The organism is Priestia sp. D3YE.R1 (genome assembly GCF_049199565.1).
Classification (GTDB): domain Bacteria; phylum Bacillota; class Bacilli; order Bacillales; family Bacillaceae_H; genus Priestia; species Priestia aryabhattai.
This window is the reverse complement of sequence record NZ_JBLTHW010000001.1, coordinates 1,743,234-1,766,034: the sequence shown is the minus strand read 5'-3', so window position 1 is coordinate 1,766,034 and position 22,801 is coordinate 1,743,234. Positions and strand designations below refer to the sequence as shown.

Annotated in this window: 23 protein-coding genes; 7 read left to right on the top strand and 16 right to left on the bottom strand. The window is 37.9% G+C overall.

Annotated features, from left to right (window positions below; translation table 11 throughout):
* From ACOZIR_RS09550 to ACOZIR_RS09540, 3 genes are all read right to left on the bottom strand, one after another.
* Entirely contained in the window at positions 1-327 is a 327-nt protein-coding gene (locus tag ACOZIR_RS09550) for an urease subunit beta (protein WP_045292676.1), read from the bottom strand.
* 14 nt (positions 328-341) lie between these two features.
* Positions 342-644, bottom strand: coding sequence for an urease subunit gamma (locus ACOZIR_RS09545; protein WP_045292677.1), 303 nt, complete (start codon positions 642-644; stop codon positions 342-344).
* Between the two features lie 159 nt (positions 645-803).
* A complete protein-coding gene (locus ACOZIR_RS09540; protein ID WP_045292678.1) occupies positions 804-1,844 on the bottom strand; it encodes an anthranilate phosphoribosyltransferase in 1,041 nt (346 codons plus the stop codon).
* A 194-nt stretch (positions 1,845-2,038) separates the two neighbouring features.
* Here ACOZIR_RS09540 and ACOZIR_RS09535 point away from each other — a divergent pair, with 194 nt between their 5' ends.
* A complete protein-coding gene (locus ACOZIR_RS09535; protein ID WP_045292679.1) occupies positions 2,039-3,181 on the top strand; it encodes a C40 family peptidase in 1,143 nt (380 codons plus the stop codon).
* An 80-nt stretch (positions 3,182-3,261) separates the two neighbouring features.
* On the opposite strand, the gene ACOZIR_RS09530 is transcribed toward ACOZIR_RS09535, so the two are convergent.
* The 6 genes from ACOZIR_RS09530 to ACOZIR_RS09505 all read right to left on the bottom strand — a co-directional run bounded on the left by ACOZIR_RS09530 (position 3,262) and on the right by ACOZIR_RS09505 (position 8,690).
* Positions 3,262-4,191: a LysM peptidoglycan-binding domain-containing protein gene (locus ACOZIR_RS09530; RefSeq protein ID WP_421535556.1), complete on the bottom strand. Its 930-nt coding sequence runs from the start codon at positions 4,189-4,191 to the stop codon at positions 3,262-3,264.
* Positions 4,192-4,506: 315 nt separating this feature from the next.
* Positions 4,507-5,256 (bottom strand): oxygen-insensitive NADPH nitroreductase, encoded by a 750-nt coding sequence (gene nfsA / locus ACOZIR_RS09525; protein ID WP_045292681.1) that lies wholly within the window; start codon positions 5,254-5,256, stop codon positions 4,507-4,509.
* A gap of 92 nt (positions 5,257-5,348) precedes the next feature.
* Complete coding sequence (locus tag ACOZIR_RS09520) at positions 5,349-6,482, bottom strand: MGDG synthase family glycosyltransferase (RefSeq protein ID WP_045292682.1); 1,134 nt, start codon at positions 6,480-6,482, stop codon at positions 5,349-5,351.
* Positions 6,479-7,072, bottom strand: coding sequence for a DedA family protein (locus ACOZIR_RS09515; RefSeq protein ID WP_045292683.1), 594 nt, complete (start codon positions 7,070-7,072; stop codon positions 6,479-6,481). The genes ACOZIR_RS09520 and ACOZIR_RS09515 overlap by 4 nt, the downstream gene beginning before the upstream one ends.
* A 15-nt stretch (positions 7,073-7,087) precedes the next feature.
* Complete coding sequence (locus tag ACOZIR_RS09510) at positions 7,088-7,798, bottom strand: polysaccharide deacetylase family protein (RefSeq protein ID WP_045292684.1); 711 nt, start codon at positions 7,796-7,798, stop codon at positions 7,088-7,090.
* Between the two features lie 289 nt (positions 7,799-8,087).
* Positions 8,088-8,690: an alpha/beta hydrolase gene (locus tag ACOZIR_RS09505; protein WP_114895843.1), complete on the bottom strand. Its 603-nt coding sequence runs from the start codon at positions 8,688-8,690 to the stop codon at positions 8,088-8,090.
* A gap of 822 nt (positions 8,691-9,512) precedes the next feature.
* On the opposite strand from ACOZIR_RS09505, the gene ACOZIR_RS09500 reads away from it, so the two are divergent.
* The gene (locus ACOZIR_RS09500) at positions 9,513-11,303 is read left to right on the top strand and encodes a transglycosylase domain-containing protein (protein ID WP_421535555.1); all 1,791 of its coding nucleotides are present in this window, start codon (positions 9,513-9,515) and stop codon (positions 11,301-11,303) included.
* A 35-nt stretch (positions 11,304-11,338) separates the two neighbouring features.
* Here the strand turns inward: ACOZIR_RS09500 and ACOZIR_RS09495 are convergent, their stop codons facing one another.
* A complete protein-coding gene (locus ACOZIR_RS09495) occupies positions 11,339-12,670 on the bottom strand; it encodes a polysaccharide biosynthesis protein (protein WP_013057669.1) in 1,332 nt (443 codons plus the stop codon).
* A 292-nt stretch (positions 12,671-12,962) separates the two neighbouring features.
* The gene (locus ACOZIR_RS09490) at positions 12,963-13,880 is read right to left on the bottom strand and encodes a DMT family transporter (RefSeq protein ID WP_421535554.1); all 918 of its coding nucleotides are present in this window, start codon (positions 13,878-13,880) and stop codon (positions 12,963-12,965) included.
* A gap of 151 nt (positions 13,881-14,031) precedes the next feature.
* On the opposite strand from ACOZIR_RS09490, the gene ACOZIR_RS09485 reads away from it, so the two are divergent.
* Positions 14,032-15,408, top strand: coding sequence for a PLP-dependent aminotransferase family protein (locus ACOZIR_RS09485; protein ID WP_421535553.1), 1,377 nt, complete (start codon positions 14,032-14,034; stop codon positions 15,406-15,408).
* 63 nt (positions 15,409-15,471) lie between these two features.
* Here ACOZIR_RS09485 and ACOZIR_RS09480 read toward each other — a convergent pair whose 3' ends face one another.
* The gene (locus tag ACOZIR_RS09480) at positions 15,472-15,876 is read right to left on the bottom strand and encodes a FixH family protein (protein ID WP_045292689.1); all 405 of its coding nucleotides are present in this window, start codon (positions 15,874-15,876) and stop codon (positions 15,472-15,474) included.
* Positions 15,877-16,026: 150 nt separating this feature from the next.
* Between ACOZIR_RS09480 and ACOZIR_RS09475 the strand changes: the two genes are divergently transcribed.
* Together ACOZIR_RS09475 and ACOZIR_RS09470 are read left to right on the top strand one after the other, a co-directional pair.
* Positions 16,027-16,605: a hypothetical protein gene (locus tag ACOZIR_RS09475; protein WP_045292690.1), complete on the top strand. Its 579-nt coding sequence runs from the start codon at positions 16,027-16,029 to the stop codon at positions 16,603-16,605.
* A 96-nt stretch (positions 16,606-16,701) separates the two neighbouring features.
* Positions 16,702-17,367 (top strand): type 1 glutamine amidotransferase domain-containing protein, encoded by a 666-nt coding sequence (locus tag ACOZIR_RS09470; protein ID WP_013083773.1) that lies wholly within the window; start codon positions 16,702-16,704, stop codon positions 17,365-17,367.
* A gap of 41 nt (positions 17,368-17,408) precedes the next feature.
* Here the strand turns inward: ACOZIR_RS09470 and ACOZIR_RS09465 are convergent, their stop codons facing one another.
* Positions 17,409-19,136 (bottom strand): ABC transporter ATP-binding protein, encoded by a 1,728-nt coding sequence (locus tag ACOZIR_RS09465; protein ID WP_415382444.1) that lies wholly within the window; start codon positions 19,134-19,136, stop codon positions 17,409-17,411.
* Positions 19,137-19,338: 202 nt separating this feature from the next.
* Between ACOZIR_RS09465 and ACOZIR_RS09460 the strand changes: the two genes are divergently transcribed.
* Positions 19,339-19,527, top strand: a complete 189-nt coding sequence (locus ACOZIR_RS09460) for a hypothetical protein (protein WP_045294907.1) — start codon at positions 19,339-19,341, stop codon at positions 19,525-19,527.
* Between the two features lie 31 nt (positions 19,528-19,558).
* On the opposite strand, the gene ACOZIR_RS09455 is transcribed toward ACOZIR_RS09460, so the two are convergent.
* Both ACOZIR_RS09455 and ACOZIR_RS09450 read right to left on the bottom strand, forming a co-directional pair.
* The gene (locus ACOZIR_RS09455; RefSeq protein WP_415382442.1) at positions 19,559-20,620 is read right to left on the bottom strand and encodes a copper resistance D family protein; all 1,062 of its coding nucleotides are present in this window, start codon (positions 20,618-20,620) and stop codon (positions 19,559-19,561) included.
* Positions 20,621-20,624: 4 nt separating this feature from the next.
* Complete coding sequence (locus tag ACOZIR_RS09450; protein WP_310877844.1) at positions 20,625-21,185, bottom strand: copper resistance CopC family protein; 561 nt, start codon at positions 21,183-21,185, stop codon at positions 20,625-20,627.
* 287 nt (positions 21,186-21,472) lie between these two features.
* Between ACOZIR_RS09450 and ACOZIR_RS09445 the strand changes: the two genes are divergently transcribed.
* On the top strand, positions 21,473-21,742 hold the full coding sequence (locus ACOZIR_RS09445; protein ID WP_045294904.1) for a CPCC family cysteine-rich protein: 270 nt from the start codon (positions 21,473-21,475) through the stop codon (positions 21,740-21,742).
* 51 nt (positions 21,743-21,793) lie between these two features.
* Here the strand turns inward: ACOZIR_RS09445 and ACOZIR_RS09440 are convergent, their stop codons facing one another.
* On the bottom strand, positions 21,794-22,495 hold the full coding sequence (locus tag ACOZIR_RS09440; protein WP_275035911.1) for a poly-gamma-glutamate hydrolase family protein: 702 nt from the start codon (positions 22,493-22,495) through the stop codon (positions 21,794-21,796).
* Between the last annotated feature and the right edge of the window lie 306 nt (positions 22,496-22,801).

Here is a 22,801-nt window from a genome sequence, read left to right as displayed (position 1 = left end):
TTATACATCTTCCTTTCTATCAGAAAGCGATTTGTTTGTTTTATTGTTCAGGCCATAAATTTCTTTTGTTCCGGAGAAAGCAACCAGCTCTACTTCTTTTGCATCACCCGGCTCGAAGCGAACGGCTGTACCAGCCGGAATATTTAAATGATAGCCAAGCGCAGCTTCGCGGGGGAATTCGAGTGCCGCATTCACTTCAAAAAAATGAAAGTGGGACCCTACTTGAACAGGGCGGTCTCCTCTATTGATTACAGTCACGCTAATCGATTTTTTTCTGTTATTACATGTGATCGGTTCTTTTTTTAAGACGTATTCCCCTGGAATCATATCTTTCCCTCCTCTTAACGAATTGGATCATGAACAGTGACGAGCTTGGTTCCGTCTGGAAAGGTCGCTTCCACTTGAATATCATGAATCATTTCCGGAACACCTTCCATTACATCTTCTCGTTTTAAAATCTTGGTGCCTTCTCGCATTAGCTGTGCTACCGTCTTGCCATCACGGGCTCCTTCCATAATTTCATATGTAATAATAGCTACTGCTTCAGGATAATTAAGCTTTAATCCTCTTGTTTGACGGCGTCTTGCCAAGTCGGCAGCTACGACAATCATTAATTTTTCTTGTTCTCGCGGCGTAAGTTTCAATGGAAGCTTCCTTTCTCCTAATCTATTTTCTAGTTCACATCAAATGTTATATTTTCTAACATAAATATAACTAATTATAATAAATTTTCTGATAAAATACAAAGAATTTATCTCTTCCGATAAAAAAAGATGAGCTTTTTTGCTCATCTTTTATACTTCTCAAATCTCTTGTTTTTTCCATTTCTGCAGGTGTTTCCATCCTAGACCTTCAGCTAGCTGATGTTTTGCATAGTCTATTCCTTTTTCAATAGATCCTTCATAGCCAAATAGATAATAGCGCAAGCCGGCATTTAGCACTACTTGATTATAGACGTAAGTCAGTTCGGAAGAAGCTTCACCTTCTAGAATGCGCGTTACATATTCCGCTTGTTTTTCAACACTTATCTTCTTTTCAAAATGCTCTTCTTCCACGAACAGTCCGTACTCTTTTGGATTGACAATAAACGACTCCATCTCTCCTTCTGAGATAGTAAAAACAAAGCTGCTTCTATGTACAGGTACATCTTCAGATCCTTCTATCCCTTGCACCACGTATACGTGTTTGAAAGGAAGCGAAGCAAAAATGGGCACAATTTTGTTAATGGCCGTGCGATGAAAAGCACCCATCATTAAAGAAGAAGCATTCGATAAATTTAATAATTTTTCAACCGTATTAATTAGCGTCCTGACACCAATTTCATGACGAATTTGTTTGATGCGACTAAGAGGATAAGAGATTGTTTCGGCATTGACAAAACCAATTTTTAACGTTTCAAACACATGACCGATGTTTTCAATCGTTTGAGCTTGAGGAATCTGTAACGAATGAAGTACGTCTTCAATCGTTGTTCCAAACTTTGGAGGAAGAGCTTCTGTACAGTGTAAAAAAGCAGGCACACCTCTTTCCGCTAATAAAATCGATACAGGAATGGTCGCAAAAAATGAATTTCTCCCTGCATAGGGACTTGCAAAATCAATTGATTTATCTTTTAACGGCTGAGACAGCGGTATTTCTTTTGTTTTTTCACGAAAAGCATGAACGAACCCTAACAGTTCATCTGCATTTTCAGTTTTAATGCGTTCGGCGATAAAAAAAGCAGCGATCTGAGCATCCGTAGCTTGCCCAGAAGCAATTAAGCGAGCCGCTTCTTTTGCTTGTTCATACGTTAAGTCAGTTGATCCTCTTTTTCCCCGCGCTATTTCTTTGATAAATTGCTGCATATCGTACACTTCCTTTTTAACTGAATATTTGTACATTGTATCACATATTTTCTTTGTTCCTTAGATTATCTTCTATCAGGTACGCAAACTGCTAAAAAATATGAAATTAAAGGAAAAGTACTAGTTCTTTTATAACCTAATATAGTATAATCTATCTGCTATACTATTATTTGGATATTTGGGGGACTTTACAAATGAAAAAAGAGAAACTACTTGTACCATTTATAGCAGCATCGGTTTTAGTAGGAGCATCAGTGACAACGCCTGTTTTTAGTCACTCTGCTTATGCTGCTTCTTCTGTCAGCATTTATCAAAAAGACGTTAATTCGCTAGCAGATTATTACGCACCATTTTATAAAACAGTGGAAAAAAAGCTAAAAGAAATTGAAGGAATAAAAGATGATGAAAAAGCGTTAGCGGCATATGATCAGCTTGCGGATCAAATTGACCAGTTTCTAACAAAGACTGATAAAAATTACGCGATGAATCACCTTAATTCAGAAGCTGATCAGCTTCAAGGGTATTTATATGACAGCTTAATTGCTCTTTACAATTACATTGTGGATCTTGAAGACTATGCGTATGGAGATGTAAGTGACGCGGAATTTAATAAGATCTCTGCAAATTTTGAAAAAGAAATCAACGCATACAATACGCAATTTCAGCAAAAAGCGAAGAGCTATAAAACAAAGCGAAAAGTAGCGTTTAACGCAAATATGAGTTATTTGCTTGATGAAGATATTCAACCTTCACCAACAGCTCCATCTACACCGGCTGATAGCAATGGCACCTACACGGTGAAAAAAGGAGACACGCTGACAGCAGTCGCTAAAAAGTACGGCATGACGGTAGCTGAATTAAAAAAATTAAACAATTTAAAAACAGATGCGCTAAAAATCGGACAAGTGCTGAAAGTGAAAAGTGCAAGCGCACCGTCTCCTTCTCCAGCGCCTCAAACTTCTGTTAGTGCAAAACAGCAGCAAATTGTATCGTATGCCAAAACACTGATTGGAAAGCCATATAAATATGGAGGCACGACACCAAAAGGTTTTGATGTATCAGGGTACACACAGTATGTATATAAAAACGCGGGTTCAAATATTTCTATCCCTCGTACAGTAGCAGATCAGTATAAAAGCGGCACGGACGTAAAGCAAAACAGCCTGCAGGCTGGAGATTTAGTTTTCTTTAAAAACGGCAAATCCGTTTCAGTTGTAGGAATTTACCTAGATAAACAAGAATTCATTTATGTCAGCAGCAAAGGCGTTAAAACGCAATCACTTTCAACAGCGTACTGGAAAAACAGCTATGCGGGAGCAAAGCGTATTATAAAGTAAAAAGAGGTGCCATAAGGCACCTCTTTTGCTTTACTAGCTATGTATTTCTATACTAAACTAGCAATTTTATAAAAAACTTCTTAGTTCATAACCGTGATTTTAACAGATTTTCTTCCGAACTGTTGAGCATCACCTTCAGAAGGAACGAATACATCAATTCGATTACCTTTAATTGCTCCACCCGTATCGGCAGCTACAGCTTCACCATAGCCTTCTACATAAACTTTCGAACCTAATGGAATAACGCTAGGGTCAACAGCGATTACTTTTTGATTTGGATTTGCTTTTAAATCCACTCCTGTAGCAGTTGTACCGCTACATCCAGCACAATTAGCCGTATAGGCAGTCGCTTCAACTGTCATTGACTTGCCGCTGGCTTGTTGTGACGATTCAGCAGGTTGTTGTTGTTTTTGAGCTTGTTCAGCTTGAGCTTGCTGCTGCTCTGTTTGAGCCTGTTCAGCCTGAGCTTGCTGCTGCTCTGTTTGAGCCTGTTCAGCTTGAGCTTGCTGCTGCTCTGTTTGAGCTTGTTCAGCTTGAGCTTGCTGCTGCTCTGTTTGAGTTTGTTCAGCCGGCGCTTGAGCTTGCTGAGCTTCTGGCGCAGCCTGAGCTACTGAAGGGCTCGATTGCTGAGCTTGCCCGTTTGGAGACTGAATTTTTAATTGTTCGCCAGGATAAATTAAATCTGACGTCAGTCCGTTCCATTCTTTAATTTGATCTACCGTCACGCCATATTGCTGACTGATGGACCATAATGTGTTTCCTTGCTGAACTTTGTGTGTCATTTCTTTTATAGTAGCTACGTTTAATTCTTGATTTGGATAAATAATATTAGATGTTAAGTTATTTGCATCTTTTAGCTCGTCTACGCTCACGCTGTGCTTTTGAGCGACTTTCCATAACGTATCACCTTTTTCTACGTGGTACGTTCCGCTTGTAGAAGCAGAAGCTGCACCTACAAATCCCGCTGAAAGGATTGCTGTTGTTCCTAGAGTAAATATAAATTTTTTCATTACGAATACCTCCTTATTTACTCAATGATTGAATGATATCATCCTCACATTTCACAGCCGTTACAGAGCCATGCTACTTTTATTACAAAACTTAACAAAACAGAACGTTTAATCGTAATATTTCTGATAATTTGGGTATATGATGAAACGTTTCTACTTTTTACTGCTTTTTATTGTTCCTTTTCCTAAAATAGCCCAATTTTTTTATCATTGCTGGCTATTCTCATCTTTTTTTATTGACTATTTAACGGGTGAATTAAGCTTTTCCATAACAAAAAAACACTCACCACATGGGCAAGTGTTTTTATTCCTTTTTTATTTCTTATTAAATCCTTGCTTTTCTACAAACTCTTTCATATACATACGTTTAGGATTTGAAAGCATGTCAGCCATTTGACCAGTCCATGTGTCTTGGCGTTTGCCATTTGTTCGTTCGTTGTAGTAAGCAGAAATTTCTTCGTTATACGTCGTTAATTCTTGTTTCGTCTGCTCATCGTTCGGCTCATATGTTTCTTCATGATACACATGTTTGAATGGTAAGCGCGGCTTTTTATCCGTAATACCCGCTGGATGTCCAACGGTTAGACCAAATAACGGGATTACATGATGAGGCAGTTTTAACAATTTGCTTACTTCTTCTAATTCATTACGCAAACCGCCGATGTAGCAAGCTCCAAGTCCCATTGATTCAGCGGCAAGCGTTGCATTTTGCGCAGCAAGGGCAACGTCAATAATAGCTACCATAAATTGCTCTGTGCTTTCGAGCGCTGTCGATAAATCTTTTTTCTCCATTTCCGCAATGACATCATGGCGATGAAAGTCAGCGCAAAATACAAAGAAGTGTCCATTTGTTTCTACATAAGGCTGATTTCCTGCTAATTGAGCAAGCTTTTGCTTCGTTTCTTTATCTTTTACTCCAATAATGGAGTACGCTTGAATATAGCTTGATGTGGAAGCTGCCTGTGCACTTTCTACAATCGTTTGAATTTGCTCTTCCGACAATGGTTTGTCTTCATATTTGCGAATAGAACGATGATTTAAAATCGTTTCAATAACTGAGTTCATATTATAATCTCCTTTTACTTCATTTAACCTTCTACAGATGTTATCTCTACAGTTAGTTTATCGAATGTAAAAAGAAATAACCAATGTTCTGCTTAAAATTGATTTTGACTTGTCTCATATCGATACAGCTTAAAATGATCTGCAAGCACGCGGTCTACTTTTACTTCTAAGCTGTCTACATATTCGTCCATTCGTTTTATCAAACGATTTCGCTTTACATCATTTTCTAAAATGTTTTTAAGCTGCTGTTCAAAGGCTTCACCATCATTAAGCGGTATCAGCAGCTCTTTTTCTTTTAAATATTCAATGTTAATTTGCTCTTGGCCAGGAAGAGATGAATGAATAAAAATGGGTAGTCTCTTATGAAGGGCTTCGCTAATTGTCACGCCCCCTGCTTTTGTGACAATGGCATCTGCTCCCTCATATAGATCATTCATTTTCTCTCTTGATTTTACATACGGAACAGCTTTAACTTTCGGGTGGTTTAGTTTCACTAGTTCTTGATACAACTTTTTGTTTTTTCCACACAGCACATAATACATATACGTACAGTTTTGCGGCAGCTGCTGAAGCATTTTGCGTACATTCCCAAGGCCGGAATTTCCTCCGGCAATCAGGATATGCTTCTGTGGCATGAGATGGTCAATCCGTCTTTTTAAAAACGCTTTATGAACGGGAATGCCCGTTACATAAATAGAAGACTCTTTTACACCGTGAACGTTTTGTAGAAATGCTTTCGTATCCTGATCAGGGACGCAGTGAAGCTCGATTCCATTTTTACCCCATACGTCGCTTACTAAGAAATCGGTGTATACATTTATAATAGGAAGATCAATGATTCCTTTTTCTTTTAAGCCGCTTAATACACAGGAAGGAAAGCTGTGTGTGCAAACAATGACGTCCGGCTGCTCTGCATCAATTAATTTCTTCATATGATATTCGATAATCGGCCACTTTTTCACGACAAAATCATCCATCGTATGGTCGTTTTTTTTGTATACATGACCGTAATAAAATTTTTCAAACTGCTTTGGAAAAACAGAAATCCATTTCATGTATATCGATGAAATCATTTGTTCAAGCGGTTTGCTCCAGTAGCTTAAACAATCAATTTTTTGACAAATAACGTGCGAAAAACGTTCCATGACGGCATCCATAACGGCGTCTGCTACTTGGTGATGACCAGATGGCATTTGAAAAAGCGGCAAGAATAAAACCTTCCTCATTGACCATCCCTCCTCTCAACACGTTTTCGGTTTCTTTTTCTTTTTATAAGTAAATAAATGACAAAAAAAGCTACAGCGCCCATGATAATATACGAAATATGAATCCGGTCTCCTACATAGTAACCTAGAATGAGAAAAGAAAGGACCCATACTAGACTGCCTACCACCGATAACAGTAAATAAAGCAAAAACGGATAGCGGCTTATTCCCGCCATATATGGGCTAATTTGACGCAAGCCTGGAATATATAAACCAAATAAAATGGTCCATATCCCATATTTATGGTAGCTGCCGCTTGCCGCTTCAATTTTCTCTTTGGTTAACCCTACGTATTTTCCGTACTTATCAAAAAATGGGGTTCCCGCATACCTTCCTAGCCCGTAAGCAGTAAGCATTCCAGTTATAACCCCTAAAAAAGCAAAAAGAGATGATTCGTATAAGTTCAGCTGATGTTTGGCAATAAACATGCCTAATAATATTAAAAATGATTCTTCAGGCGCTGGAATTCCAACAATCCCACAAAAAAGTACAAGTAAAATAACAATATAACCATAGGAATGTATATACTGAGAAATAATTGTTAAGTCCACTGCTCGCTCCTCTATTTACGATTGATTCATCAATTGCTGCATGGTTATACTTTCATACCCTTGCTGTTTTAAGTAAGGTAAAAATTCTTCTAACGCCGCAATCGTCATTTCAGGTGCTTTTTCATCTGCTCCCGGGGTATCTCCGTTATCGTGTAAAACAAAAATGGCTCCATCTTCTACTTTACGCATTAGTTTTTGAACTAATGCCGTTTTCGTTGTTTTTAGTGTCCAATCCTGAAAGATTCCTGTCCAGATCACGAGATGATACGGCTTGGCCATTAATAAACTGCTCATATTTAAATGTCCCCACGGCGGACGGTAAAAAAGCGGCTTTTGATTTGTTACTTTCTCTATAACCTGTGCACATTGATGAATTTGTCTTTTTAATTGCCACGGTGTTTGGGTCCATGCACTCACATGACGATGATGATGTATAGCTACTTCATGTCCTTCGTTGATCATCCTGTTTAAAATAGACGGGTGCTTTTCCCCTAGTTCTCCCACAATAAAAAAAGTAGCTTTCATTTCATGCAGTTTGAACAAGTCCAAAATTTTTGGCGTATAAACAGGATGAGGCCCATCGTCAAATGTTATAGCTATTTTATGCTTTTTGGCCCCTTTTATTATGACTGATGAATGATAGCGACGGTAAAGGGTTTGCGAAATAATGGTATATACACATATAACCATTAGAACGAAAAGTAAAACAATAAAAAAACGAGTCATATGCTTTTAACCATCCTTTTGAATTTAAATCCTGCATTTATTATAACGGTTTACTCAGACTTTGGTTTCATTTTTTTGTGATAGAAGCCAGGAATTTTAAAATAATTTAATGCTTTACCTAAAAATAGCGGTTCTGCAAGGATATACCGGAAATAAAATGATATCATAAAATTTCCCTTCATTCAGTAAAAAAAGTACTTTTTACCATTTACATCTATCTTTTGTATGATAACTGTCATTATTTTTTAAAAATAAAAAACTTCCCGCACGAGTGCGGGAAGTTTCTAAATTAAAATTTTGACCGATACCATTTTTCAGCTGCTTCAATTTCTGTTCGTGTTAACTGATGTCCAAATGATTCCCAATGCACCTGTACGTCTGCTCCGGCTTTTTCTAAAAGCACAGAAAGTTCTTCCGTTTCTGATGCTGGGCAAATAGGGTCGTTTGTACCTGCGCCTATAAAGACAGAGGCGTCGGTCTTAGGCACTTCAATTCCTCTTCTTGGAACCATCGGATGAAGAAGAGCCGCCCCTTTTAAAGAATTCTCGTAATGAAACAACAAACTTCCTGCAATATTGGCGCCATTTGAGTAGCCTACAGCTACGATATTGCTTCGGTCGAATGAATACGTTTCAGCCGCTTCATCTAAAAATTGATGAAGTTCTTTTGTACGTTCAATTAAATCTTCTATATCAAATATTCCTTCTTGTAAACGTCTAAAGAAACGGGGCATTCCGTTTTCTAGTACGTTTCCTCTTACAGATAATACGGAGCACGAGGAATCAATCATATCTGCAATAGGAAGCAGATCTTGTTCTGTACCTCCTGTACCATGCAACAGCAATAAAGTCGGTTTCGTCTCGTCCGTCCCTTTTTTAAAAATATGTTTCACGTATATCCACTCCTTTTGAATATCTCGAATTAAAGATAATTTTATTATAAGAACTTTCGAAGCATTTGTAAAGGAACCACTATCAAAGAAATACCTGTATGTTTTGCTGGTAGTATCACATAATACTGAATAACTTCATATAGCCCTTGCTCAAATGCAGCTAGGGATTTAATTCGTTTGACTTAGAACGGGGAAAGAAATATTCCACTTTTAGCTAAGTGCTCCCGTCAAAAGGTGGATAATGATCAAAACTCTCCCGTCCTCCTTCGTATAAAAAGTGCCCTAGTCTGATAAATTAGTTAATTTTTGCTTTATTTCGTTACTTTCAACAGACATCAGCATTTATACCCGAGCGCACTAAATCGTATTGCGTATACGTGTTATAACAACTTTTTTCTATGGGAAACAGAACGTAAAATACCAGTTTGTTTTTTCATAAAAGGGAACAAAGCCCTGAATAGTGCTTTATACGACTTTATTTGACAAACACAAATTTATGGGTAAACTAAGTTCAGATGATTGTATTTCACTTCGTTTCAGTTTAATAAAAAAACGAAGCATCTGCGAGTAAGCAAAAAATAACTGCGTAAAGAGCTATTTATGTCAATCATCTCATACCCTAAAAACTTACCTGCACTTGAATAATAGCCTTTATAAAACTTAGCGCGTCAGCTTATGAACGTTGATACTTTATCATCCATCTCTCTGTTAAAAGATTGAATGGGCCAACAAACTTCAGTATTCTTTACATAACGACCTTGTAAAGACGAAAAATGTAGCTATGTGTAAACATGGAATTATTACTTAGTGGAGTGAACCAACATGAGGAAATTTATTTTAGCCTTTTTAGTCGTTGTTTTAATTGTAATGCTAGGAGTTACCTATGTATTAAAGCAATTTCAGCAGACGGCTGATTTATCTTACTCGAAACTGCAGTCGGTTCAAAGTACGGTAGTCTATGACAAAAATGACCGTAAGATTGACGAATTGTATAAAACCGTTCCCCGTCAAAATGTTTCGAGCGATGAAATTCCCGATTATGTAAAAATGGCGTTTGTTGCAACGGAAGACCGTCGCTTTTACAAGCATTTTGGGATTGATTTACAAGGTATTGGCCGCGCCCTTTTTACGAACATTGTGACAATGAGTAAAGCTGAAGGCGCAAGTACCATTACGCAGCAGTTAGCAAGAAATCTGTATCTATCTAGTGATAAGACCATTAAACGTAAAGTGGATGAAATGTTTCTATCGTTAGGCTTAGAAAGACAATTTACAAAAGATCAAATCTTGGAATTATATTTAAATCAAATTTATTTCGGAAGCGGTGTATATGGTATTGGTGCAGCTTCTCAGCTTTATTTTAATAAGCCTGTATCAGATTTAACCGTAGGAGAAGCTGCGCTTTTAGCAGGACTGCCAAAAGCGCCGAGCACGTATTCACCAAGCAATAGTACAGAAAAAGCGACAGCCCGACGAAACGTTGTATTAAAACTGATGCATGACCAAAACGTTATTAGTGATACTCAGTATCAGCAAGCGTTAAACGAACGTGTAGTCAAGCCTAGTATTCCGTTTAAAAAAGCGAACTCAAATCAAGCATTTATCGATTATGTAATTAAAGAAGCCGCCCAACAGTATGGCGTATCTGCTGATGACCTTTACAAGGGTGGTTATGCCATTTATACAGATTTAGATCCTAATTTACAGGAGTCTATTAACAATTCTGTTGCTAATCATACATTCCGAGACGATGAAGCAGCCAGGAAAGTAGAGGTTGGGATTTCAGCTGTTAACCCTAAAACAGGTGGGATTTCAGCGATGTATGGAGGCCGCGGCTATGAGCGAAACGGCTTAAACCGCGCTACGAGCGGCTATCAGCTTGGTTCAGCTATTAAGCCTTTAGCCGTATACGGTCCTGCATTAGAAACGGGAGACTATACGCCAACTTCACTCTTAAGTGACGAACGACAAGACTTTGGCGGTGGATATAGCCCTAAAAACGCAGAAGGTGAATATCAAAAGCATGTGACAATGCGTGAAGCACTTACCCGTTCACTTAACGTTCCAGCTGTTTGGCTTTTAAAACAAATTGGTATTGATACAAGCGCAAAATTCATGGAAAAAGCTGGACTTCCTCTTGAAGATGATGATAAGTCCAAATTAGGGCTTGCTCTTGGAGGAACGACAACAACGTTCTCTCCCCTTCAGTTAGCACAAGGATATACAACTTTTGCTAACAAAGGCGTCATGACTAAGCCGTACGCAATTCGAAAACTCGAGATGCGCGATGGCGAAGTGAAAAAGCCGGACATTCAGACAGAGCGAGTAATGAGTGAAGACAATGCGGATACAATGACATCCATGCTGCAAGATGTCATTGAAAAAAGCTATGGAACAGGTGTTAACGCTCGTTCTTCACGAGATGCTGCAGGCAAAACCGGTACAACCAACGATGTCAAAGATGCTTGGTTTGTCGGGTATACCGATGATGCAGTCGTCTCTATCCACGCTGGCTTTGATAATGCTAATTCTACGCAAACAACGAAATACTTATCAGGGGGCGGCGGACAAGACCCTGCTACACTGTTTAGCTCAATTATGAATAACTGGTAACCAAAAAACCTCCAACTTCACTGTTGGAGGTTTTTTTAAGATAGATGCGTTTTATGCTTAAGTGAAAAAAAGGAAACGTTAATAACTTTGCAAATCGTTACATAATGCAGAACCGTTAAGACAACCACCCCACAGTTCATCCCGATTATAATTCCCTGCATGCCAATATTGGTTTGTGATCCCAAGAAAAACATCAGGGAAAAAGACACAATATGCGACCATATCGTATGATAAAAAGCATCTTTCACATAGCCAAGGCCAATTAAATAAGCTTGAAGCGGAACCGCAAAGAAGTGGAAAAGAAAATACGGCCATAAAGCTTTTAAATAGTAAACGGCTTCGGTAGAATGAAAAAACAAGTTGGTAAGCGGCTCAGCAAAGAAATACATCGCCACTATAGACGGAATTCCATATAAAAACGTCATTTGCATGCTTTGAGTCAAAAGTCTTTGAAGCTGTTCTTCCTGATTTTTCGCATGAGCTTCAGATACAGCGGGTATAAGTGCTACTAAAAGAGAATGAGCAAAGAAAGCGGGAAAAAAGCCGATCGACATCGCTACCCCTGTTAGCATACCAAAATGCTGTGTTGCCCCGGTTAAAGTCATTCCAGATAAAACGAGCGCGTGTTTGATTAAAAACGGCTGAATAGCATTACATACCGCATTAAATAAACGCAGTCCCGTGGTCGGAAGTGAGACGCCTAACAGCTTTTTCCGAATCTCACTTGGAGAAAGCAAAGGTCTGTGCCCTCTTGATAAAACACTTAGCTGAGTGACATACGTGATAAAAAAATAAAGCAAAATAACAGCTTCGGTTCCAATGAGCGTACAAATTGCAATGAACAGTGACATTTTAACATCTGTGAAAGCAAACATTTGAAAAACAACAAATAAAATAGTTAACTGAAAGGCTTTGCGGATAAAATTAGACACAGCGATAGTCGTCATATTATTTTTACCCGTAAAATATCCACGAAGCACCGCTGAAAATGAAACAACCGGAATGAAACATAGTACAACCCATTTTAAGTAAGGATGATAGTGACTAAAAAATGGAAAGGCTGCTAATACGGCCAGTGTAATAAAAAAGATGCCCAAACTCACAGCAGTAGCAAAAATGGTGGCATGCTTCATCATATGCTGATGTTCTTTGCGATGATGTTCAGCAAGAAATTTAGAAATAGAAATAGGCAGTTCTAAGTTAGCTACGGTGGCAATAAGAAAAATGATAGGAAGAACAGTCATGTACATGCCCATGCCTTCCCTTCCTAATTCTCTAGCAAGTACCATATTTACAAGAAATTCAATTAACTCTCCCGCAAAGGCAGCACCTGCTAGAATAAACGTTCCTTTCAAAAAAGTGTTCATCTCGTTATCTCCTCTATTTCCCGTCCTTTTTCATCACTACCTCTTCTTTCTATGTATATGACAAGCTCGATACGAATTATTTGTCTAATTGTATTTTTCGGTGTACAAGTTCTTGTATAATGTTCAACCTATGTGAAAAAAAACCGTTATATACCTTTTTCACATAGGAAATTCATTCATTTCTTATATTTTGGCTCTCAAAACTTACATAGAGAAAACAGGAGACCCAATGAGCCTGCTGATTGCTAACAGGAATAGAGCATGTTGCTTTAATGTAACAAATTCATATTAGTTAAGCATCTTTATTCATCATTTCCTGTGTATGCACTTCTTTTTTTGATACCGAGGCGTTTTTGCCTAGTACAACCGAAAAGACAACAATTAGTGCTATCGCAAGAGTAAAAAGTGTAATTGATTCGCCTAGAAACAGAGCTGCAAACAAAATCATTAAAAATGGCTGTAAATATTGAACCTGGCTAACTCTGGCTATTCCCCCCATAGCCATCCCGCTGTACCAAGCAACGTATGCTAAAAATTGACTAACGACTGAGAGATAAATCAAACTAACCCACGCTTGTAAAGGCGCATGAAGCATTTCAGCTGTAATGCTTAGTCCCACTGGAATCACAAAAAATGGCGCACCGATGATAATGGCCCAAGCAATTACTTGCCAGCTGCCTAATTCTCTTGCCAACACCCCGCCTTCTGCGTAGCTTAGTCCAAGTATCAGCACCGCTGCTAGTAGAGCTGCATCAGCAAACTGCAGTTGACCAAATCCGAGATGAAGAGCATACACGATAACAGCTGCAGAACCAATCATGCTTGACATCCAGAATTTGAAAGAAGGACGTTCACCCCCTCTAAACATCGCAAAACCGGCTGTGGCTAATGGTAAAAGAGCAAGTTCAACCGCTCCGTGAGAAACAGGCAATGATTTCATTGCCGAGGAAGTGAGCAGAGGAAACCCTAAAACTGCGCCTAAAGCAACGATCAGCAGACTTTTAAATTGGCGACGAGATGGAAATTTTTCTTTTCGTACAATCAATATCACAGCTACTAAAATAGCAGCTACAGCTGTTCTTCCTAAACCAGCGACTGTCGTTCCGAAATACTCGACTGCAATGCTTGTAGAAGGAAGGGTTAAGCTAAAACAGATAACGCCTACTACCCCTAACAATAAGCCCATTTTCTCTCTCGTTTCTTTTTGCATCTTACCCTACCCCTGTCTTTTTTATTTTTCAGAACTGTACCATTTTTCTAAAAAAAGTTCTGATATAATTAAAAGGATAGCGCAGGACAACTGCTAAAATAAATCATTCTTTTACCTAACTGTACGGGTACAAATTAAAGGAGTAGGACCTATGAGTTTGAAATATCTGAAAATTATGGAAGAAATTAAGCTTGGCCTAGCAAATGGATTGCTTATTGCAGGTGGTAAACTCCCTTCTGTTCGCCGACTCTCCCAACATTTTTCGTGCAGCAAGAATACCGTTATTAAAGCGTACAGCGAATTAGAAAAAGAGCATTTAATTTATTCTGTTCCTAAAAGCGGCTACTACGTTGTGGCAGAATTTCAACATAGGACGAATGAAAATGAAGTGATTGATTTCTTGTCTGCTGGTCCAGATAAAAACGTTATGCCTTATCTTGAATTTCAGCATTGTATAAACCAAGCGATTGAACACTACAAAGAAGAGCTTTTTACATACTCTGATCAACAAGGCTCTTACTCATTACGGGTACAGTTAGTGAAATACTTGCAGAATCTACAGGTGTTCACTCAAGCTGAAAGGTTAGTTGTTGTATCCGGGTCTCAGCAAGCCCTTCACTTATTAGTTTCTATGCCATTTCCAAATGGAAAAAATAATATCCTGATTGAACAGCCCACTTATTTCGGTTTTATCGAGTCTCTTACCCTGCACCAAGCTACTACTTTTGGGATCGAGCTATCGATGGAAGGCATTGATCTTGATCGTTTGGAGTACATTTTTCGAAATAATGACATAAAATTTTTCTATATTATTCCGAGATTCCACAATCCTCTTGGGCATTGTTATACAAATTTTGAGAAGAAAAAAATCGTGGAGCTGGCTGAAAAATACGATGTATACATAGTCGAGGATGACTTTTTGGGTGACCTTGATCCCGATGCAAAATCAGATCCTTTATTTTCTTTTAATCCTTCTGGACGAGTCATTTACATTAAAAGCTTTTCGAAAATCTTGCTTCCTGGTTTACGCATTGCTGCTGTCGTGCTTCCTTCGTTAATGAATAGCAACTTTTTACGATATAAATTCAGTTCAGATTTTAATAGTTCAGCGCTTTCCCAAGGTGCTCTTGAAATTTATTTAAAAAGCGGCATGTTTACTAGTCATCTTAAAAAGATAAAAGAAGTATACCATACCAAAATGCAAACTCTTGTAGAAGCATGTGATTCACTGCTGCCCGCTCATACACATTTTTCTAAACCAACTTCAGGATTCTATTTATCCATTAGTTTGCCTGAGCATGTGACAGCAAAACAGATCGTTCACATGCTAAACGAGCAGCACATATATGTTGATGATGCTTCTAGATTTTTTTTACCAGAATATAAACGAGACACTCTTATCCGGTTAAGCATCTCACAAGTAAATAAGAATACGATCAAACGAGGGATTGAACAGCTGGCTCAGTGCATTACTTTAATTGATGATAGAAAAAATCATCCTATTCCAAAGAACCTTTTCCCCTTGTAGAATGGGAATTTAATGGACATACTAAACGAAAAGAAGCCAAGGAGTTAGAATCCTTGACTTCTTTTATTTAACCGTAACGGTTATAAGAGGCATGTTATGCGTCCCTTTTGCAGAAACATGTGATTGCACGGTATATGTGCCAGGCTCAGAGAAAGATGTTTGTATTTCATATACACCTTCTCCTATTTGTTTAGGCTTTAACATCTTCCCTTTCCCTTTCCCTTCACCATCTTTTTTCTTTATTTCAAATTCAATCATTTCAACATCATCATTTTTTACTTTTTCGTCTCCATATGTAATTTCGGCTTTGTAGATACCGCTTTCATTTTTCTGTAACGCCTCTGGGCCTTGAAGATTTACGTCCAACGGTTTTGGCTGCTCAGCGTTTGTGCTTTGAGCAGGTTCCTGACCACAGGCCGTTAAAAGTAAACAAAGACTGATGATAAATATACTTATTCTTTTTTTCATGCATTCATCTCCTTTTTAAACCCTTTGTTTAACTATAACGCGTATTGCAAAGAAAAAAATGAATTTTTTTAAAAAAGAAGAATTTTTAAAGATTTTTTAAGAAAAAAAGTTCATACTGACACTAACTAGTTTTTTCCAAGGAGGAAGAAAATGAATTCAGCTAAATCTCCAGCTAAAAAATCATGGCTACAGACATTAATCAAAAATAAAAGTGAGCGTAAAAAAGTGATCTTTATCTTTACTATCTCTTTTTTGCTAGTTGTAGCAGGGCTTATTTATATCCCTATTTATAAACATTCCCTTCCACTCGATTCTAAAATATATGAAGGGAATTTTAAAGAGCTTGGTTCAATTGCACGAATTGGTTTCTTTGCAGCTTTAGCCATTTATCCTGTTTTTTTATTATTAAAATGGAAACCGTTATCGCACATAAAAAAAGGAAATTTCGAGTTAAAACCGCTTATCCAATTTTTAGCCAAGTACGTTCGTCAGTGGCACGTTCCCATTGCTCTTATATCAACGGCCTTGATTATTTTACATGGTTATATGGCTTTAATAAAAGGATTTCAAGCAAATTTTACGTACTTTTCAGGAATTATTACAATGGCTGTTCTAGTTTGTTTACTTGTGATGGGTGTGAAGCGCTATAAGCGTACAGATAAAAAGTGGCATCTTAAATTTGCTATCTCTTTTTTGGTTTTGTTTATGATTCATGCTACCTTTTCATAACTTGCCATTGTTTAAAGTTTTTTATATAGGGTACAGTTCACAATGAATACATGATATGTATCACTATACGTTTTACATCATTTAGGAGGTATAAACATGGCAAGAGTGTTAGCTGTATTATCAAGCGGATACGAAGAGAAAGATTATCACACAGGTTGGTGGGCAGAAGAATTATTTGCTCCGCTGCAAAAGCTTGAGGACGCAGGGCACACCGTTGATTTAGCCTCACCTTTTGGAGGTAAGCCGGAAGTAGACGTTCGAAGTATTTCAGAAGACTTTGATCCAGACGGAACGTATAAGAAATTATATGAATCAGGAAGAGCGGATCAGACAATGAAACTTGAAGAAGTAGATGCTGAGAACTATGACGTTATCTTAGTAGTAGGCGGCCACGGCGCTATGTTTGACTTAGCAAAAAATGTGGACTTGCATGCACTTATGAACAAAGTGTACGACAACGGAGGTATTTTAGCAGCTGAGTGTCACGGACCTTCTGTTTTTGCTTTCTTGAAAGGATCCGATGATGAACTGTTAATTAAAGGACTGGACGTAACCGGTTATCCTGATGAAATTGAACCGGAAGAAGTACTTCCCTTTTTACCATACAGTTTAGAACAAGAACTTCGTGAAGTGGCTAACTACATCCCTGAGATGGATAAAAAAGCATATGCCGTTTGGGCCAATGATCAAATTGTCACAAGCCGAGATCCTTTTTCTTCTGAGTTAATGGGTGATGAATTAGTTAAAAAGCTAAATAAATAAACAAAAAAAGACTGCTTGAAAGCAGTCTTTTTTTGTTTATTCTATAGGGATGTTTGAAACTGCTGCTCTACCAAACGCCGGTAAAAAGAATGAGAGGCTAACAGCTCTTTATGCGTTCCGCTTCCTGTAACCTTCCCTTCTTCTATTACAACAATTTGGTCCGCATTAATGACCGTAGATAGACGATGGGCAATGACGAGTGATGTGCGTTCTTTCATTACCGTTTCCAATGACTCTTGCACAAGCTTTTCTGATTCGGAGTCCAAGCTAGCTGTCGCTTCGTCTAGTAGTAAAAACTGGGGATTGCGTAACAGCGCTCGGGCAATTGCAATACGCTGTCGCTGTCCTCCTGAGAGATTAATACCTCTTTCTCCAATCATTGTTTCATATTGATCTTCAAAGGACTGAATGAAATGATGAGCATTGGCTAACTTCGCTGCTTCTTCTATTTCTTCATCCGTCACATGCCGCTCTAATCCGTAAATGAGATTTTCTCGAATTGTTCCTGCTAAAATCGGAGAATCCTGCTGAACGTAGCTAAACAGGTGACGCCACGAACGTAAGTTGACGTTTTGACTGTCTGTTCCATCCAAGAATATGTACCCCGATGAAGGCTCATAGAAGCGTTCAATAAGCGAAAAAACAGTAGATTTTCCAGCTCCGCTAGGTCCAACAAAAGCGGTAACTTCTCCTTTTTTAGCAGAAAATGAAACCTCCTGCAATACGGGTTTATCTTCATATTGAAAAGCAACTTTATCGAACCTTAAGCTCCCTACCTGTTCAAGCACTTCTCCATTTTCATAGTTCTCTTCTTTCTCAGCTAATATATCAAAGATTCTTTCGGAAGCTCCTTTGGTTTGCTGAAAGCTCGTAACAAATCGGGTAAGTGAACCAACCGGAACCATAATTTGAAAAAGGTAAAGAACAAAAGCCACCAGCTCTCCTGCAGTGATAAATCCCTCACTCACCCGATATGCACCAAACCCGACGATGACAATCATAACAGCGGTCATCACCGTGCTAATAATCGGGGTAATGATGGCTTCAATTTTAGCTCTCTTTACACCGAAGAGGTAGAGTGACTGAAACGATTGTAAGCCGGAATTAACTTCTTTTTTCTCTGAGCCGGATACTTTAATCAAGCGGATTTCACTCAGCATTTGAGCTAAAAAAGCCGTAAGCTTGGACATTTTATCCTGCTGCTCACGTGAAATTTTATGTATTTTTCGCGCTAGCGGCATAACCAGTACAAACATAACGGGAATAACCGCTAATAAAATGAGCGTCATGGGTACATCAAGCGTGAATAAAATAACAACGGCAACGATAATAGATAAAATATTTTTAACAAAGTCAATCATTTCTGTTGACAATAAATTCATCACAATGGTTGTATCATTTGTAATGCGGCTTACCATTTCACCTGAACGATTTTGGTCGTAAAATGAAACCGGAAGCTTTATGAGCTTGTTCCACACTCTCAATCTAAGTTCTTTTACAACACCTTGCCCTACTTGAGCAAGGAGATAAAGAGATACTGCGCTTGTTACCATTTGAGCAGCAAATAAACCAAGAAGTCCTGCTATAAGCTGCGGTGAGACGCCCGCTGCAATTTTCTCCATCACTTCTTTAATAACAAGAGGAATAGAAAGAGACGCTCCGGTATTAATTAAGGCCAGTATAAACGAAATAAGTAGCTTTCCCGTCGGAGGATTCGTTAGCAACCATAATTTTTTAAATGAAAAATGAATTCCTTTTTGCGTATTCATCTTAGTTCCTTTCTGCTTCTTTTAATAGGTGGTACACACACTTTACCTTCAAAGTTCTATCTTATTTTACACTATTTCCTTCCTCAACCTGAACTTCTAAGCTTTTACCTATTCTTCAAACTCGTCTATACGAAAATGACAAGCTGGTCATATACTACTATGGTACACTTAATTCTTTTACTAGATGAGAGGTTGAATAAGAATGTCTGTTTATATTAAATCTATTTCTATTGGAACCATTTCTGGTGGTATCGTTATTTTTGGAAATGCAGGAAATATATCACCTTCAAGCAGCTCTACATCCGGATCTGGCTCTACTTCTAATTCTCAAATGCCGATGCCTCCTTCTCCGGGAAAAGGCCCGAGAGATAACACAGCTTTTAATGGCTAATAAAAAAACAGTGAGATACTTCTCACTGTTTTTAGACTTGAATACTTGTCATCATCGCAATATAAAAAGCAAAAACAAACAAACCTGCACTTAATACGCTAAGCCATACCGTCTTTTTGTAAAAACAAATAAGTAAATACACAAAAAACAGCAGTGCGACAAATAAGAATAGAATTCCTACAACCGTTACGTTAAACGTTAGAGGGAGCGTCACTTGTTTCCCGTAGATAAACGGAAGAATCGATGAATCCATTGTCATATGACTTATATTAGTTGGCGGCGATTGCGTCACCATGATAGCTGTAAATAAAAAAATGATAAGCAAAATAATGCTTTCTGCTCGAATCCACATCACGGGCTTATATTCGGGATGTTTTATCGCTTTTTTCATAAGAAAACCATTGATGACCGCAAATGCAAGCAGTGGAATAATCGTAATATGCTTTAGTAAAAGAGACTGCCCGTAATCTGTAGCCCATGAATTTACATAGTTGGACAGCCCCATAATAATGACCATCGAAATGAATCCACTTAATGAAAGAAGCACAAAACAAGCGATTGCAAAAGGAGTAAACCAGCTTAAGAAACTTTTCCAATTGGAGGTTTCTTTTGAAAAAGCGGCAACAATCAGAACTACCCCTCCCCACAGTCCAACTGCTAAAATATGAAGGGAATGAGAAAGCATCCCGCTAAGCGCAGAAGCGGATGCTGTGTGACTTGCGTAGGCGATTCCTCCCACCAAGGCTACAGTCAGTAATGTATACATATGAGGGTGGCTCTCTATTGAAACAGCAACCATACATAAAATAGCAATCAGTACAACAAAGATCCAGGCGTGTCCCGTTCTTGTTTCCAATAATACAAGACGAACTGTTTCACCTAACCCTCTTATTTTTGAAAAAGATAAAATAATCTCAAGCGAATTTCCAACCGAAAAAATAGCGACAGCCGCTGCACTTGCAAGTAGCCATCGCTTTGATAATAAAATTGTTGGCTTTTTTGTAAGTGGCACATATTGCAGTACGACAAATCCTAATAATAAGGAAAGAGCTACGTATGTGAACCACTCAAAAACAGGCAACAAAACACTCATCTTTTTAAGCCTTTTTCTTTCTGAAGATTAAGAGTAATGCTCCAACCACCACTACAATAGCAATAATCATGACAACAAAAAACGATGAAGAATCATTGTTCTCTGTTTTTTCATCATTTGCTACTGCACTTTTTTGGTGTTGTTCGGATTGCGTGGCGCCTTGCTTTTTTTCACTATCTTTTCCGGCTGCTTGAGTATTCTCTTCTTTCGCTTCATCTTTCACATCTACTTTAAAAGCAATCGAATCTTTTATTACATGCCCATCTTCCCCTACAATTTCCCAGTTCACTGCGTAAGATCCGTTTTCAAGAGGCTGATCCACAGAAGCTATTAAATCATGACCCTCTACTTTTTGCGACGCAAGTGAAAGGTTTTGTCCATCTTTTGCAACGGTCATTGTACTAATTTTCTCAATGGGTGTTTCAAAGGTTAATTTAATTTCTTTTAGGGGAGCTGTAACAGTTGCACCATTTTCCGGTACTGTTGTTTGCACATGTGTATGAGCAAAACTAGCTGTCGGGACAGCTAAAAAGCATGCTAAAAGTAAACCTATTATTTTTTTCATATTTGTAACTCCCTATCTCTTTTTTCTTTTTTCATTCATCATATCCAAAAATGCTTTTATGTAGACGTTTCCGAACACGATCTATTTTCCTAGTAAGTGTACTCCTTTTTTACTCATTCTCACAATAACTATCACCAATTCGTTATAAAATGTTCACAAATCCTAGGAAATATGCTGGTGTATTTTTTTGAATATTCTTTCAGACCACCTTTGAATATAGTAAAATAGTTAAATAAGATGGCTGACTTTTTTCTAGCTTAAAATCTCATACAGAAAGGATAGAAACAATGAAAAAGTATACATGCCCTTGCTGTGGTTATCAATCATTAGACAGTGATGGTGACTATGATATTTGTGAGATATGTTTTTGGGAAGACGATCCGTATCAAAAGCTGAATGCCAATGAGCTAGGAGCCAACTCTATTTCTTTAATAGAAGCTCAGCAAAATTTTATAGTTTATGGAGCATGTAATAAAGAAAGCTTACAGCACGTGAGAAAGCCTTCTGTTCAAGATGTAAAAGATTTCAACTGGAAACCAATTATAAGTCAGGAGTAGCGAAACTAGTTTATGAAAAAAGAATGCTTGCGAAAGCATTCTTTTTTTGATTCAGTAAGAAGTGGAAACAAATGTAGAAAGTACATTTGTAAACCTATAAAAAGTTTGAGTTTTAGATGAAGCTCTTCCTTTTGAAGTGAATGAATGAAACATGGCACTTCGCAGCGGTTGGCTAATCTCTAATTGAATACTTTTACCGGTACGATTTTTATTTGCAATATTTTTAGGGTTAATGCCTGCAATCTCATCGTGCCCTTTTGTGATAAGTTCCGCCGGAAATCCATTTTGATTTAATAATTGCGTTAATTTTTTTGCACGTTCCCGATCAGTTCCCCCTACAAAAATATATTTTTTATTCCCAGAATACCCGTGAAGAGATAAAACATTATCATACTTGCTTACCATCTTACGCGCTGTAGGCTCATCAAAATGAGTGCTTGTGATGTGCAGATCTCGCGAGCCTTTCGATTTTAACGATTCGAATAGGTAGAGAGCATTTTGTTTGCCAAGCTCTTGAGCAATTTCGCTTGTCCCTCCTTCAATTCCTCCACCGTGTGGAGCAAAGATAAGGACAGGACTTTTCGTTTCTTTGGTCGTCACTTTATAGCTAGCTGAAGACTCGTGCTGTGAGAGCTGCTTGAAATTTTGATATTTATCAGTTGATGCACTAGACGTGTCTTGAAAAGGTGAAATGAATAAAACGAATAGACAGATACATAAGGTAGAGAAACTTACTAAACGATAGCTTTTCAATTTGTACTCCTTCTTTCCATTGTGTAATAAGACCTAAAACATTAGAATCCTAAAAAATCCAAAAATAATATTTATAGTAGTCTTATTTACTTATCGTTACAAATTATACTTTATTAAATAGTTCCTAATACCTATTTATGCTATTTAAAAAAACTTCAGCGCATATTCACTGAAGTTTTTTTTACTTTTTTTGTTTTTATTTATTTAAAGCAAGCGCCAAACTAATTTTATCCAGCCAAAGAAGGCGATCCATAAAGGTATGCTCAAAGATGTTCCCCACGCTAAACCAATTAAGAAGTTTCCTCT